The organism is Flavobacterium humidisoli (assembly GCF_023272795.1).
GTDB classification, from domain to species: Bacteria; Bacteroidota; Bacteroidia; order Flavobacteriales; family Flavobacteriaceae; genus Flavobacterium; species Flavobacterium humidisoli.
Genome location: NZ_CP096829.1, coordinates 1,941,420 through 1,956,834 on the forward strand (window position 1 = coordinate 1,941,420; position 15,415 = coordinate 1,956,834).

The 15,415-nt window shown below is 33.1% G+C and carries 15 protein-coding genes; 3 read left to right on the forward strand and 12 right to left on the reverse strand.

All coding sequences use genetic code 11. The features are described 5' to 3' along the window. Positions 1-4: 4 nt before the first annotated feature. The 4 genes from M0M44_RS08670 to M0M44_RS08685 are packed head-to-tail and all read right to left on the reverse strand — an operon-like array spanning position 5 to position 3,298. Positions 5-1,120 (reverse strand): sensor histidine kinase, encoded by a 1,116-nt coding sequence (locus M0M44_RS08670; protein WP_248729396.1) that lies wholly within the window; start codon positions 1,118-1,120, stop codon positions 5-7. Next, positions 1,121-1,447, reverse strand: a complete 327-nt coding sequence (locus tag M0M44_RS08675) for a DUF4907 domain-containing protein (RefSeq protein ID WP_248729397.1) — start codon at positions 1,445-1,447, stop codon at positions 1,121-1,123. Continuing rightward, on the reverse strand, positions 1,437-2,444 hold the full coding sequence (locus M0M44_RS08680) for a Kelch repeat-containing protein (protein ID WP_248729398.1): 1,008 nt from the start codon (positions 2,442-2,444) through the stop codon (positions 1,437-1,439). Before M0M44_RS08680 ends, M0M44_RS08675 begins: the two co-directional genes overlap by 11 nt. A 14-nt stretch (positions 2,445-2,458) precedes the next feature. Further along, positions 2,459-3,298: a DUF6268 family outer membrane beta-barrel protein gene (locus tag M0M44_RS08685; protein WP_248729399.1), complete on the reverse strand. Its 840-nt coding sequence runs from the start codon at positions 3,296-3,298 to the stop codon at positions 2,459-2,461. A gap of 231 nt (positions 3,299-3,529) precedes the next feature. On the opposite strand from M0M44_RS08685, the gene M0M44_RS08690 reads away from it, so the two are divergent. Beyond that, positions 3,530-4,858: a DUF4270 family protein gene (locus M0M44_RS08690; RefSeq protein ID WP_248729400.1), complete on the forward strand. Its 1,329-nt coding sequence runs from the start codon at positions 3,530-3,532 to the stop codon at positions 4,856-4,858. Then, on the forward strand, positions 4,859-6,094 hold the full coding sequence (gene bamG / locus M0M44_RS08695) for a BamG family beta-barrel-assembly machinery protein (protein ID WP_248729401.1): 1,236 nt from the start codon (positions 4,859-4,861) through the stop codon (positions 6,092-6,094). 3 nt (positions 6,095-6,097) lie between these two features. Here bamG and murI read toward each other — a convergent pair whose 3' ends face one another. The 8 genes from murI to M0M44_RS08735 form a co-directional block, all read right to left on the reverse strand. After that, positions 6,098-6,874: a glutamate racemase gene (murI, locus tag M0M44_RS08700; RefSeq protein WP_248729402.1), complete on the reverse strand. Its 777-nt coding sequence runs from the start codon at positions 6,872-6,874 to the stop codon at positions 6,098-6,100. A gap of 146 nt (positions 6,875-7,020) precedes the next feature. Continuing rightward, entirely contained in the window at positions 7,021-7,524 is a 504-nt protein-coding gene (locus M0M44_RS08705) for an OmpH/Skp family outer membrane protein (RefSeq protein ID WP_170830271.1), read from the reverse strand. A gap of 14 nt (positions 7,525-7,538) precedes the next feature. Then, positions 7,539-8,570: an OmpH/Skp family outer membrane protein gene (locus M0M44_RS08710; RefSeq protein WP_248729403.1), complete on the reverse strand. Its 1,032-nt coding sequence runs from the start codon at positions 8,568-8,570 to the stop codon at positions 7,539-7,541. 42 nt (positions 8,571-8,612) lie between these two features. Continuing rightward, a complete protein-coding gene (locus tag M0M44_RS08715) occupies positions 8,613-11,360 on the reverse strand; it encodes a BamA/OMP85 family outer membrane protein (protein WP_248729404.1) in 2,748 nt (915 codons plus the stop codon). Continuing rightward, complete coding sequence (locus M0M44_RS08720; protein WP_095927880.1) at positions 11,293-12,033, reverse strand: isoprenyl transferase; 741 nt, start codon at positions 12,031-12,033, stop codon at positions 11,293-11,295. Before M0M44_RS08720 ends, M0M44_RS08715 begins: the two co-directional genes overlap by 68 nt. Before the next feature lie 3 nt (positions 12,034-12,036). Then, a complete protein-coding gene (porG, locus tag M0M44_RS08725; RefSeq protein WP_248729405.1) occupies positions 12,037-12,729 on the reverse strand; it encodes a type IX secretion system protein PorG in 693 nt (230 codons plus the stop codon). Positions 12,730-12,902: 173 nt separating this feature from the next. After that, a complete protein-coding gene (locus tag M0M44_RS08730) occupies positions 12,903-13,787 on the reverse strand; it encodes an NAD kinase (RefSeq protein ID WP_248729406.1) in 885 nt (294 codons plus the stop codon). Positions 13,788-13,886: 99 nt separating this feature from the next. Further along, the gene (locus M0M44_RS08735) at positions 13,887-14,546 is read right to left on the reverse strand and encodes a CBS domain-containing protein (protein WP_248729407.1); all 660 of its coding nucleotides are present in this window, start codon (positions 14,544-14,546) and stop codon (positions 13,887-13,889) included. A gap of 115 nt (positions 14,547-14,661) precedes the next feature. Here M0M44_RS08735 and M0M44_RS08740 point away from each other — a divergent pair, with 115 nt between their 5' ends. Continuing rightward, on the forward strand, positions 14,662-15,375 hold the full coding sequence (locus M0M44_RS08740) for a pyridoxine 5'-phosphate synthase (protein WP_248729408.1): 714 nt from the start codon (positions 14,662-14,664) through the stop codon (positions 15,373-15,375). Positions 15,376-15,415 lie beyond the last annotated feature (40 nt).

Consider the following 15,415-nt stretch of genomic DNA (forward strand, 5'->3'; position numbering starts at 1 on the left):
TTGTTTAATGTATTGCGGTTTTAATTTCGTCCAACTTTAAATTCAAATGAACTCGGTAATATTCATTATCCTGAGTAATGGTTAGTTCGTGTGCGTTAGGGTATAAAAGGTCAAGGCGGTTTTGAATATTTACCAATCCGATTCCTGAGTTTTCAGGATCTTTAACGTAATTCTCAATGGTGTTTTCAATCCAGAAATCCAAATTATGATCTGTAATTAGAATTTTGATTTTTACATGAGCCGCGCCTTTATAATCTGTTCCATACTTAAAAGCATTTTCGACAAAAGAAATTAGTAACAAAGGCTCAATAAATTTATTTTTAGTATCGCCATGCACATTGATTACAATGTCTTCAATATTATTTAATCGCAGCTTTTGTAACTCTATATAATTTTGGATATAATTGATTTCTTTTTCTAAAGCCACCGTTTTGTTATCTGTCTCATACAGCATGTAGCGCATGAGTTCAGACAAGGTCACGATGGCATCAGGGACCAAATCAGATTTTTTGTGTGCCAAAGAATAAATACTGTTTAAAGAATTGAATAAAAAATGCGGATTGGTTTGTTTACGCAGATAAATCAATTCTGTATTTGTTCTATGCGTTTCAGCAATCAGTTTATTTTGCTGATTATTGTAAAATTCAGTTAATGTTCTAAAAATTGCTGAGACTGTAAGAATCAGAATATAGAAAAATGAAGGGGCGATTTTAAAGAAAAGAGGTTGTCTCATTTCTATTCTGTGATGCATTCTGCCATCTCTCGGAAAAAAATGTGGGTCCCGAATAATGGTTTTAGCATGCATCATATTTTCGGGTCTTAAATGTCTAAATTCAGGAACAAAATAATTAAATCTTATTACCATAAATAGCGCTATCAGGCCAATAGCAAATATACCATATAGCCAATATTTTTTTTGTAACAAATAATTTGGGACCAAATAAAAATAGTTCAGATAAAACAATAAAATTCCAGAAAGCCATTGGGCGTAAAAATCGTTGTCAAGCTTAAACGGACTTTCGTAAAATTGAATCAAAGAAGTTAAAATAAAGAAAATCCATATCATAGAATGGAATAATATTTTGTTATAGCCTGTATTTTTAATGGTATCGATCTGCATTTACAATTTTATTTTTAATAAAATTAATTCATTTTTGGTTACCGTTGGAGATAAGTTTTGTTTGAGTTTCTGCTTAACAAGATCTGCAACTTTTAGAGCATCGGTTTCTGTTTCAAAACTTTTAGTAGCGCTTATTACGGGAATAACAGACTGTTTAATTAAAATTTTTTCCTTATAGGCAATTGTGTATCCCCAACCAGAGTTTGTTTTAAAAGAAGCCGTTGTTAAAGTTTCTTTTTTCGCACAAGCGATAAAAAAGAGAACAGCAAAAACTACAAAACTCTTCTGGATGTTACTCCAGAAGAATTGTTTAATATTAATTATCATCGTCGCTTTGTTCGTCTAATGGGCTAAATTCCCAAGCATCATCAAAATAAGTAGAGCCAATTCTTCCTAACATATAGAATCCGCGGTTGTTGATGGCGAAACCAACAGCATCTGTTCTTGTGGCGCCTTCCATTGGAGTTCTTTCTGTCCATAAATCAGTTGAAGGATTGTACTCCCAAACTGTTTTTATGTTTTCACCACCTATAATATATCCTAATCCATTCATAGAAAAGCTTGAAGCATTAGAACGTACAATAGCATAATCATCATTGTAGCTGTAATCGTCATCAGTATCTTTGTCAACATCTCTTTTTCTTGTCCAGACATCTGTCGCTGGATCAAATTCCCAGAAATCCTCCTGATAAACACCATTGTTTACACCAGTAACTAAATATGCTTTGTCTGCAATTGTAAAAACAGTTGCATTTCGTCTTTTGTTACCGCTAAAACCGTTTACTAGAGTCCACGCATTTGCTTGATCATCGTACTGGTAGAAATCTTTCAAATAGTTTCCGTCGTAACCTGTTCCAAAATAGGCTTTACCGCCAACTTGAAATCCTACAGCGGCGTAACGCGCTGTTCCTGCAAAATCTGTTTTTTGTGTCCAGCTATTTGCAGAAGGGTCATATTGGTAAAAGTCTTTCAGTTTGTTTGTTCCGTCATAACCAAGACCAACATAACCTTTTTCATTTAATGCAAAACTAGACGCAGAACTTCTTCCTACACCTCCAAAATCTGCTTTTTGCTCCCAGTAATCTCCGTTTGAGTTATAAACCCATAAATCTTTTAAATAAACATCGCCAGTATAGCCACCAACTACGTAAGCAAAATCTCCGATAACGAAACTTGTAGCACTAGATCTTGCAGGACCGTCAAAAGCAGATTTTTTAATCCAGTTACCCATCAAATCATCATCATCATTATCATTGCTGCAGCTTATCAAAAAGAGGCTTGAAAAAAGCGCGGTGAATAAAATTCCTTTTTTTAGATTAATCATAGTGTATTTAATATTTATTGTTTGTATTTGATCCCTATTCCTAAAACGTAACCATTTCCGCTATTGTAGTCATATACTTTGTGGTCACTTTTATCTAGTAAATTGTATTTTTTATTGAAATCGTAACCTGCTTTAAAATTTAAAAACCAATTGCCAGTAACATTTCTTTCATATTCTAGAGCCGATGTCATTTGCGATAAAACTGCTTTTTCGGCATTATTATCTGTATTTGTTTCATCCAAATGATAAAAATTTCCATTAAAACTATTTGTCAGACTGAATTGGTTTCGAGCATTATTAGAATAAGAAATTCTCGAATCTGGAAACCCGATTTTAAAATCGGTTTGTTCATTCATTTTATAATCAAAAGCCACAATCGGCGTTATTTTTGGCGCTCCAAAAATCGATGTTCTGCCAGCTCCGACAATTAAATTTATTTTTGAACTCAACTGTTGGCTTACTGTCAAACTTCCTAGGACTGTCAGGTCTGAAAAATCCAGTTTGCTCTGGAAATTTACTGTCGGAATAAGAGAAAGCTGCCATTTAGTTTTTTCTGTTATTTCAGACGAATATTCGAATTTGTTTTGAACTTGATTGAATTTATCCTGATCCGCATAAAAATTATAGGGATTGAATTCGTAATTCACCTTCAAATTGGAATATTCTAAAGTGTTCGCTATTTTGCTTTTTGTTCCTAGTTTCTTCTGATAAAAAACAGCAACATCTGTTTCGCTAAAATTTATCTTGTCTGTTGGCTCAGTTTTAAAATTTACCGTAGCGCTAAAGTTTTCCTGAGCTTTTAAACCTAAAAATGAAATCAAAAAAAGAGAACAAATTAAAAACCTTACTTTCATTATTTATTTTATTGGCTCAAAATTAGATGGATGACGCCCTTAAAAAAAAGAAGATATATATATGACGTGTTTTGATAGACAAAATCGCTGTTTTTAAGGTCGAATTAAAATTTGAGAAGAGAATTTAGATTGTAGATCGTTTTGTACAATTTGTAGCTTAAAAAACCGCGGTAGTATATGTTATAGTGTGTTGCCAAAGTGCGCAATTTATATTTGTCCAAAAATTAAATTATGCACAAGTTTATATTGATACTGCTTTTAGTATTTACCCTATTTTCATGTGGTACAGATACGGATACTGGAGAATTTACTGTTGGTTCAGATTATCTTGCTTTAAGCAATAAAGTAATTATGATAGATACTGTGACAGTAGAAATGTCAACCATCAATTTTGACTCGTTGGTAACTTCAAGTACAAGCAGGATTTTGGTTGGGAATTATGATGATCCTATTTTCGGGAAAGTAAAATCAAACAGCTATTTTCAGGTTTCAAGCAGTATTTATACATTAAATAGTTCAGGTTCTGATACTGATGCTGTAAATTATGTTTTCGATTCTATTTCGATGATTCTTAAATATGATAAATATTATTATGGAGATACTACAAAAGTTCAAACATTTGATATTCATCGTTTGCTTCAAAAAATTAAGGCCAATACTGGCGAAAGTGATTTCTACAACAATTCTGCATTTAATTATAGCCCTGAAAGCTTGGGAAAGATGTCTTTTATACCAAGACCAACACAAAAGGACTCTATAAATATTAAAATGAATGATGAGTTTGGAGAAGCTCTTTTTCAGAAAATTAAAAAGAGAGAAGTTACAGATTTAGACAGTTTTACCGAATACTTAAAAGGACTTGTTTTGGTTCCAGAAACATCCAATTCTTCTAGTGTAATCGGATTTAGTGCAGGAAAAAGTAAAATTCGACTGTATTATTCAAAATATAAAGGAGATGCAGATCAGATATCTTATTTTCTCGATTTTACAATTATCGACATAACAAAACAGTTTAATTCTATCTCTTTAGATAAAACCGGAACCTTATTGCAGAATCTTCCCATTTCTAGTAGTAATCTCTCCAGTAGTCTGACTAATAATCAAGGGTTTATTCAGTCAGGAACAGGAGTTGCTTGCAGAGTTGAATTTCCGAATATTAAGCAGTTTAAAAATATCTCAACCAACGGTGCTATTGTAAATGCCGAATTATTCGTAAAGCCAATCAATAATTCTTATTCAGATAAATATCCTCTGGCAGATTCTTTGGCAGTTTATGTTGGAGATAATCTGAATCGAATAAGCGGGACATTGGTAAATTCTGCTGGGACAACTGTCTATGGAATATTGAATAAAAAGAGTGACGAGTTTAATGAAAATTTAGGCTATACAATTCCGATTGGCGCTTTTCTTCAAAAAGAAATGCTTAAACAAGCCGATTCTAGATCATCACTTATTCTGACATTACCTTCGATTTCTAAATCGGTTAATCGAATTGTTTTGGGAAATCAAAAACATATTGACAACAAAATTCAGCTCAAAATTTATTACATCTCTTACTAAATGAAAAATAAAATTGTTTTATGGAGTTGCTTCCTTTTAATGTCGCTGACTTCCTTTTCTCAAAGCATCTCAAGTTCGCCCTATTCGCTTTATGGTGTCGGAAGTTTGTATGATTCAGATTTTGGTAATCTGCCTTCAATTGGTGGTTCTGGAATTGCTTTACCTTCCGATACTTTTATCAATAATCTAAATCCAGCATCTTTAGGATTTATGTATCAGAATCACTTTCTTTTTGATATTGGAGGAAAAGCTATTGCGACTACCTATCAGAGCAGTACTCGTACAGAAAAACGAAATAATTTTCAATTTTCTCATTTGGCTTTTGCTTTTCCGGTTACTAAAAATTCTGGTTTTAGTTTAGCACTCCGTCCGTATTCTAGTTCGGTGTTTAAGATTTCAAATTTAAAACTTCCAATTGCCGATAGCCAGGAATATTATTATGTGACGGCGCAGGGATCTGGAGGTTTAAACAATTTGGATTTTTCATACGGATACAGATTTGGAAAAAAATTGACATTGGGAGCGACAGGAACTTTTCTTTTTGGGAATACAGTAGACGATCGTGCTTTTTTGATTTCTAATGCCATTACTACCATACATAAAAAGACAGATTACAGTGGTGTACGCGCAACATTAGGGGGACAATTCAAAATAGATTCCACTTTTACAATTGGAACAACAGTTAAAGTTCCTTCAAGGATAAAAGCTTCCAAAGTGCAGTCGGTAGCAAGTATTGCAGATGATGTGGAGACTGCTGTAGAAACCAATGTAGCTACAGATACAGACGATTACTACATGCCTTTAGAGCTAGGTTTTGGAGTCAGTAAACGATTTAAAAATAATTTGAATCTAACTTTAGATTATGAGAAGAGTTTCTGGGATAGCACAAAGCAATCTGAACTTTATGGAGAATTTGTAAATCAAGACCGTTTTGCGCTCGGAATTAGCTATAACGCTAAAAAGAATATTAGGAAATATTGGGATAGGGTAGGGTATTCTGCAGGTGTAAATTATGACAATGGTTATCTTGAAGTAGATAAACATCGTGTCAATAATGCTTCTATCTCTATTGGATTAAACTTGCCAATCGAGAATACATTTTCGTCACTTAATATTTCATATTCTTATGGACAGAAAGGCCGAATTGCAAATGATTTAATCAAGGAAAATTACCATAAAATATCAATCAATTTGTCGCTAGACGGAATTTGGTTTGTCAAGCGAAAGTTTGAATAATATCTAAAAGTCTTTTTTGATTACGGGATATTTATGTTCTAAAATTGACTCCAGAACTTTTGGGTCTGAGTTGACATAAAATATAGGATCGTGATCTGTACTTTCAGAAAAACCAACTTTATCACGTAGCAGATTTTTAGTCTGACGCGCAACAGCTTCTCCTGAATCTATTATTTTAATATGATCTGGGAGAATTTTTTTTATCTGAGGAATTAGATAAGGGTAATGGCTGCATCCTAAAACCAAATAATCAATATTAGCTTCAATCATAGGTTGTAGATAAGATTCTAATAACTGAGTCATTTCTGGTGAGTACAAATTGCCATCTTCAATAAGCTGTACAAGTCCGTGGCCTACTTGCTCAATGATTTTAGTGTTTTGAAACATCTCAGCAGTTTTATTAAATAATTCGCTGTTGAGAGTTCCTTTTGTAGCTAGAATTCCGATTACCTGTGTTTGAGAATTGTTTGCCGCAGGTTTAATAGCAGGCTCAATTCCAACAAACGGAACATCATAATCTGCACGAAGTTCAAATATGGCATTTGTAGTTGCAGTGTTACACGCTACAACAATTAGTTTGCAATTATTCTCTAGTAGAAATTCTACGTTTTTTTTGCTTAATGCAACAATCTCTTCTTTGGTTCTTTGCCCGTAAGGAGCATTTTTACTATCAGCCAAATAAATGGTTTTTTCGTTTGGAAGAAGGTCATGGATGGCGCTCCAAATGGAAGTTCCGCCAATACCAGAATCAAAAACGCCTATAGGATTATTGTTTGTCATAAAGCAAATTTAATATTTTTTAATATAATTCGTTATTCTAAGTTAAGCCAAATCTTGAAATAATTTCAAAGATTGCTTTTAAATTTTTGTAAAAAAAAACTGCTCAATCGTGTAATTGAGCAGTTTAATTATAGAAATTTAATTTCTTAGAATCCTAAATCTTTTTTAACGTCAGCAGTGATGTTTGGACCATCAGCTAATAATAAAGTAGAACCGTCTAATACATATTGGAAACCTTTAGCTTTTCCTACTTTTTGAATAGAAGCTCTAACTTTTTCCATTAATGGTTTTACGATGTCAGTTTCTTTTTGTTGTAATTCTTTTTGAGCATTGTCTCTGTAATCAACAATTCTCTTTTGCATATCTTGAACCTCTTTAGAACGCTCACCGTTTACAGCATCAGTTACAGTTGCAGCTTCAGCTTCGTACTTTTTGATTTTTACTTGATATTCGTCAACCATTTTTTTGTATTCAGCATCATATGTACCACTTAATTTTTGCAGTTGATTTTGAGCATCTAACATAGCAGGCATTTTCGACATGATCTCGCTTACATCAACATGAGCTACCTTCGCTTGTGCGTTCATTGTGTTACTTGCTCCTAAAATTAAAATCGCAGCAATTAGTAAAGTTTTGATTTGTTTCATCATTTTTAAAATATTAATTAATTATTGGTCGTATTTGTTTTTTGCGATTCGGCTTCTTTCGCTTTTTTAGCCGCTTCTCTTTCTTCTAAAATTTTCTTTCTTCTTTCTTCCAATTCTTTTTTACGCTGTTCGTAAAGTAATTGTCTTTCTTCTGCTTTTGACATTGCGGGCTGTTCTGTGGCAGGAGTTTCTCCTGTGCCAGATGCTGCAGGTTTAGCAGTCGAATTTGTGTTAACAGCTCCGCTTGTTGGTGCAGGAGTGGCTGTTGGTGTAGCTGTTCCAGAAACCGTGCCATTTTTTTTGGCTTCTCTTTCTGCAGCTAATGCATTTCTTCGATCTTCGTATTCTTTTCTCTTAGCCTCCTGTTCTAATTTTCGATCTTGAATAAGCTTTTCTCTAGCAGCTCTTTTCTCGTCAAGTGCTTTCTGGCGATCAGCCATTGCTGGATTTTCGTCAATTGCATTCTCAAGATTTTCTTTAACTTCTTGCTCTTTCAATTGTTTTTTCGTCAGCTGCTCACGTTTTTCAGTACGGTTTAAGATTCTTAAAACCTGATCGCTAATGTCAAATCTTTTATTGCTAAAAAGCATGGTAAGATCTGATGATTTGTCAAAAACAAAATCGTAATTTTTTGCTTCTGCTATATCTTGCACAGCAGTAAAGACCTGATCTTGTATAGGCTTTGCTAAAGCCGCTTTTTGTCTCATTAGATTTCCATCAGAACCAAATTGTTTCTGCTGATAATCCATCATTTCTTGTTCAAGAAACTTAATTTCGGTTTCTCTCTCTTCAATTAATTCTTTTGTAAGTAGAGCTTTTTCTGTCTTTAAGCTTTCCTTCAAATTATTTATATTTAATTTTTTGGCTTCTACCTCTTGTTTCCACTTTTGAGCTTTTTGCTCTAATTGTGACTTAGCTTCTTTGTAATCGGAAACATTTTCTAAAATATATTCCATGTCGATGTAGCCAATTCGAGTAGTCTTACCTTGTGCCTGACTTGTATTTGCTACAATCAAGGCTAAAAATATAAATAAAAATTGTTTTCTCATAACATAACTTTATTTGATGATTTTTAACCAAACGTTATTTCTTTAAAATTGTTGTCCAATGATAAAGTGTGTTTCCCAACCATTAGCTTTTGTTTGTCCTGGAAGAGCATCAAATCCGTATCCAAAGTCAATACCCAATAATCCGAATGCAGGCATGAATACACGTAAACCAGCACCAGCAGAACGGTTTAAGTCAAATGGGTTATAATCTTTGAACGTTGGGTATGATGAACCTGCTTCTAAGAACGTTAAGGCAAAAATAGAAGCCGATGCTTTTAATGTAATTGGGTAACGTAATTCCATAGAGAATTTGTTGTAAATCGTTGCTCCAATTGCATCACCATTTGCATTTACTGGAGTTAAAGAGTTGTTTGGATAACCTCTCAACTGAATAGTTTCTCTACCATCCATTGAGTAGTTTGCCATACCGTCACCTCCTAAGTAAAAACGCTCAAACGGAATTACACCTCTTTCTTGGTTATAAGCTCCTAAGAAACCAAATTCAGTAAGGGTTCTTAAGACTAATTTTCCATAGACTTTAGTATACCAGTCTCCTTTAAATTTAATTTTATAGTATTCTAACCAGTTGTATTTTTTCTGATCGACTTTTGCTACATCTGTATCAGCACTTGCAAAATCAGATCCAACACTTACATAACCAGATGTTCCATTTATAGTTTCTGTTTTAACATAGTCACCAGTGTTAAGTGGTTTTCCGTCTATACCGCTTCCTGATGTTCCTGTATATTGTGTTTTGTATTCCTTTTCATTTTGTAAATTACCATAATCAACACCGTTAAATAATGAATATGGAGGCGTAACTTTAGCACTAATACTAAATTCAGAACCGTAAGTAGGGAATATTGGGTTTACCCCTTTATTGCTTCTTGAAAGTCCAATTGTATAAGCTAAGTTTCTTGATGCACCATTACCAAAAGTAAATAAACCTGTGTTGTAATTGTTCAAATCATAGTGCTGATAACTTACAGATTGTGATAATACGAAGTAGTCATCTGGCACAGTTAACCTTTTTGCTAACCCAACTTGGATTGTAAAAATATTAAAACTTTTGCTTTTATCAACAGTTCTAGTGATGTAATTGTTAAGAAATTGCTTACTGTATGAAATAGATGAACTAAACTGTACAGGTTTCTTTCCTCCAAACCATGGCTCTGAGAAAGATAAACTATAGGTTTGGAAATAGGTACTTCCTTGTAAACGAAGCGCAACTTTTTGTCCGTCTCCCATTGGTAAAGGCTTATAAGCTTCTTTGTCAAAGATCTTTCGAGCCGAGAAGTTGTTAAACGAAAGTCCTAATGTACCAATGAAACCTCCACCGCCATAACCTCCTTGAAGCTCGACCTGGCTAGATCCTTTTTCTACTACATTGTACTCGATGTCAACAGTTCCAGCTCCGGCATCTACGTTTTTAAACTTAGGGTCAATTGCCTCAGGATCAAAGAAACCTAATTGTCCAATCTCACGAATGGTTCTAACTAATTGTTCTTTACTGTATTTTTCCCCTGGTTTTGTTCTTAACTCACGGTAAATAACGTGGTCGTTTGTTTTGTCGTTTCCAACAACAGTAATTTTATTAAAATAAGCAATAGGACCTTCTGTTACTCTAATCTCAAAATCGATAGTGTCATTAACCGTTTTTACCTCTACAGCATTGATGTTAGAGAATAAATAACCATTGTTTTGGTATAAATTCGTAATGTCTTCTGCGTCTGGTTTAGTCTTATCTGCAATTCGTTTTTCTAGTAAAACTCCGTTATAAGTTTCTCCTTTTTTAATTCCTAAATAACGGCTTAAAAGCTGATCTGAATAAACAGTATTTCCTAAGAATTTGATATTTCCGAAGTAATATTTGTTTCCTTCTTCTACATTAATCTTTATTGCAAGAGTGTTTTTTTGCTTGCTGTATTGAACAGAATCGTAGATAATACGGGCATCACGATATCCTTTTTCTTTGTAGGCAGCGATTACTTTTTCTAAGTCAGTTTTGTATTTTTCTGGAATAAATTTAGAAGCCTTAAATACACGAATGAAATTCTTCTGTTTCGTGTCTTTCATGGCAGCACGCAATTGGTTGTCAGTAAGCTGTTTATTGCCTATGAAATCAATGCTGCTAATTTTAACTTTATCTCCTTTATCTATTCTAACAAGCATATTAACTTGATGTCCGTTAATAGTGTCAGGAGTATTTGTTATAGTAACTTTCGTATTATAAAAACCTTCTTTTTTGTATTTGTTTTCGATGTAATTTTTTGTCGTAGTAATTAAGTTTTCGTTGACAATTTTGTTCTTTGTCAGGTTATTATCTTTAATTAATCCTTCGATTTTGCTTTTCTTAACCCCAACGATTTTAACTTCGTTTAATTTAGGAAGCTCAACAATGTCTAAGTCTAAATAGATACTGTCGTTTTCTATTTTGTTAACATAGAAAGAAATCTCATCAAATAGTCCTAGTTTGCCTAATTTTTTAATTGCGCTACTGATTTCTTCTCCAGGTACAGTAATTTCTTGGCCTTTTTGTAGCCCTGAAAAGGTTACAACAGTTTGCTCATTGAAGCTTATTTTACCAACAACAGAAACTTTAGCTAGAATATATTTTTTCCCTTGATCAAAAGGAACTCTTTCTTGTGCTTTAATTTGTGAAAAACTACCCAAAAGTAAAAGGGTAAAGACTATTTGTATTTTTTTTTGCAACACTAAAAAATTATTTAATTTGTTCACTGGTTTTTCCAAATCTACGTTCTCTTTTTTGATAACTAATAATAGCCTCATATAAATCTTGGTCTTTAAAGTCTGGCCACAAGACATTAGTAAAATACAATTCTGCATAGGCAATCTGCCATAGCAAAAAATTACTTATTCTATGTTCTCCACTTGTTCGTATTAATAAATCTACGTCTGGTAAATTTTGCGTGTAAAGATGCTCATTTATAATTGAATCGTCAATAGTGTCTATTGAAATTATATTATTTTTAACTTTATCACTAATTGACTTTATGGCATTTACTAATTCTTCTCTAGAGCCGTAGCTTAAAGCAAGGGTAAGAGTTAAGCGAGTATTGTTTTTAGTTTTTTCCATAACATCCAAAAGTTCTTTTTGGGCTGTTTTGGGCAATTTGTCAAGATTTCCGATTGCGTTAAGACGAATATTGTTTTCTTGAAGAGTAACAAGCTCTTTTTTTAGTGAATTGATCAATATTTTCATCAATGCCTGAACTTCCAATTTAGGACGATTCCAATTTTCTGTAGAAAAAGCGTATAAGGTTAGATATTCAATACCAAGCTTAGCTGAGGTTTTGATTATTTCCTTTACAGATTTTGTCCCGTTTTCGTGGCCAAATGCGCGCAAAAAACCTTGTTGTTTTGCCCATCGTCCGTTGCCGTCCATAATAATGGCCAGATGCTTAGGTAAGTTTGTGTGATCTATTGATTCTAGTAAATTCATTTTTTAGTATGCGCAATAGCATGGTTTCTTTCCAAAGGTATACGTTAATGTCATACCTGAAAAAATATACCAGTCATTATTATTTAAATTTCCAAATTTCATGATATTTGGATTGCTTGTATTGGGATTACTTCCGTCAAGATTATCTGTAAAGGTATAGCGCGCACCAACTTCGGCGGCTAAAACAAAACGTGGTGATATATTTGATTTTATACCTAATACAATTGGTATGGCAATTGAGCTTTGATTTTTTAGCTCATATACTGTGTTTGGGCTTGAAGTATATCGGTATAAATTATTGTAGAAAAAGTAATTTAAACCAGTAAATACATAAGGTGTTATTTTTGTGTGATAATCGTGAAGATTAAAATCAAAAAAATTGAATTCTAAACCAGCAGAAAGCTCTTTTATATCATTGTCAAAACGATATCCTCTCTGATTTCTTCCAGTTTCATCAGATTTATAATCATTTCCACTAATGTTTGATTGTGTATAAGAGAATCGCCATGCATGTCTTGGACTTCTGTTCCATTTGTAAAGAACTCCAAAAGCTAGCTTTTCTGGGGCTATGTAAGTTGTTTTTCCAACATCACCTACAAAGTTACTTCCGCCAAGAAAGACACCAAGCTCATTGATTTGAGCATTAAGTGTAATAAAGGGGAAAAAACATAACAATAAATTAAAAATTTTCTTCATTTAATTCAAAATTGCGTGCAAATATAATAATTATCAATACGAATCAAAGTTCCTTTGCTTAAATGTGCTTTTTTTTCAATTTACGATATGATTTAGAGCCATTTAATGATGATTCACTACATGCAGAACGAGAAAATGTGGTATTATCGTATAGTGAAGAATCAGAAAAGAGTTTAATTTCTTTTATCTTCTCCCCAGAGCAGTTTGTTTCTTAAGGTCTTTAAGAAAGTCTCGCCTGGTATTTCAACCATTTTAATTTTGTAATCTGTTTTTTTAATCTTTAAAATAGACTCGTTTTTTACAGAAGAAATTCTAGAGTCTAAGGAAACCAAATATTGGTCTTCTCTTCCTGTTACTCGAAGTGTAATTTCAGTATCGTCAGGAATAACAAGTGGTCTGGCGGTTAAATTGTGAGGAGCAATTGGCGTAATAACTAAACTTTTTACATCTGGAGTTAAAATTGGTCCGCCGCAGCTTAGAGAATATCCGGTAGAACCAGTTGGTGTAGAAATGATTAATCCGTCGGCCCAATAAGAGTTTAAATATTCATTGTTCAAATAAGTCTCCACCGTAATCATCGAGGTTGTATCTTTTCTACTCACTGTAACTTCGTTCATAGCGAAATTAAGTTCTTTAAAGGCTTCATTATAAGGTTCGCATGTAATTCCTAATAAAGTTCTTTCAGAAGTGGTGTAGTTTTGATCTATTACATATTGCAATAAACTCTCAATATTTTCTTTCTGAACTTTAGCAAGAAATCCTAAACGCCCAGCATTTATACCTAATAAAGGTACGCCAGAATTGCGGACAAAAGCAGCAGCTCTTAAAATCGTTCCATCACCTCCAATACTAATCAGCATTTCGAAACTATTGTCTAAAGCAGTACTTGGAGAAAAAGTTTTGTATTCTTTTTTTACAAGCTGTTTTTCATAAAGCATATTCAGGAAGTTTTCTTCAATTACCATTTCGACGTTATTGGTATTGAAGAATGAGAAAATGTCTTTTATGATAGGTTCAGTGCTATTCTGATAGTATTGTCCGTAAATGGCTATTTTCATTCTTTGTAAATTAGATAATTTGTCAATGTGTCAATTAGATAATTTGGAAAATGCGAAAATTATCTAATTAACTAATTCTCCCATTGGCACATTCATAATTTATATGTTGAGATATTTGTCTAAATAATCTGATCGCTCTTTTAAGCTGTTGATATAGTTGTCTTCTTGATGTTCTGAAATAATTTCGTATCCGTATCTTCTATACGTCTGGATAATTTCATTGATTGCTCCTAAGCCTATTTTTATCGTAATCTGAACATTTTCGGTATCAGCTTCAGAAACAAAACAGCCTAAAATCTTACCATTATTGCTTTCTACAATTTGGGTTACTTCGCTCATAGAATAATCCAAAAGTCCTTTCTGAACAATAATAATTGCGCCAGGCTCTTTTAAAAACGGAGTTTCCTGAAAAAACTTCATGATATCTTCCATTTCATAGTAGCCTATATAATTATTGTTTTCGTCAAGAATAGGGAGAATATTGGTATGATTTTTTGCAAAAACTTCTAGAACATCTAGCCAAATCATAGATTTTCGCGCAAAAAAGCGTTCCAAAGTATATTTGTAATCAATTGCTTTTTTATCAATGTCAAATGTTTCAACATCGTCAGAAGAGATGCTTCCAATAAAAATACCATCTTCTAAAATCGGAAAATGAGAAAAATTTACATCGATAAAAAAGTCCTGAATCGAGGCAATCGTTTCCTGACTGTCAATCGCTCTGAAATCGTTTGTGATATAGTTTGTAATTTCTGTCATAAATCAATTGAGGATATTTGATGCAAAATAATCAAAAAATACCGAAAACCGCTCTGTTTTACTTTGTATTTTTGTCGTAACAAATATAAGATTACTAGAATTAATATCTATTTATATGACAAAATTAAGTGTAAATATCAATAAAATAGCAACGCTTCGAAATGCTCGAGGCGGAAATGTTCCTGATTTATTAAAAGTAGCTGTAGATATTCAGCGATTTGGTGGGCAAGGAATCACCATTCATCCACGTCCAGATGAGCGTCATATTCGTTATCAGGATGCACGCGATTTAAAAGCAGTTGTTACTACAGAATACAATATTGAAGGAAATCCACAGCATAATTTTATTGATTTGGTTTTAGAGTGCAAACCAGATCAGGTAACCTTAGTTCCAGATGCAATTGGAGCAATAACATCATCTGCAGGTTGGGATACCATCAAAAATCAAGAATATTTAACAGAGGTTATTGCCGAGTTTCAAAGAAACGGAATTAGAACTTCGATTTTTGTTGATCCGATTCTGGAAATGATTGAAGGTGCAAAAAAAACAGGGACAGACAGAATTGAATTATATACCGAATCTTTTGCGCACCAATATAGTCTAGGAAACGAAAAAGGAATTGATCCTTACACTAAAGCTGCAGTATTGGCAAACGAATTAGGTTTAGGAATCAATGCTGGACATGATTTGAGTTTAGATAATATCAAATTTTTTAAAGAAAACATTCCAGGTTTATTAGAAGTTTCTATAGGCCACGCTTTGATTTCAGAGGCGCTTTATCTTGGATTGGACAATACAGTAAATATGTATTTAAATAAATTGAAGTAGAAAAAATTAAAACAATTATAACCTGATGGAATTGGGTTAT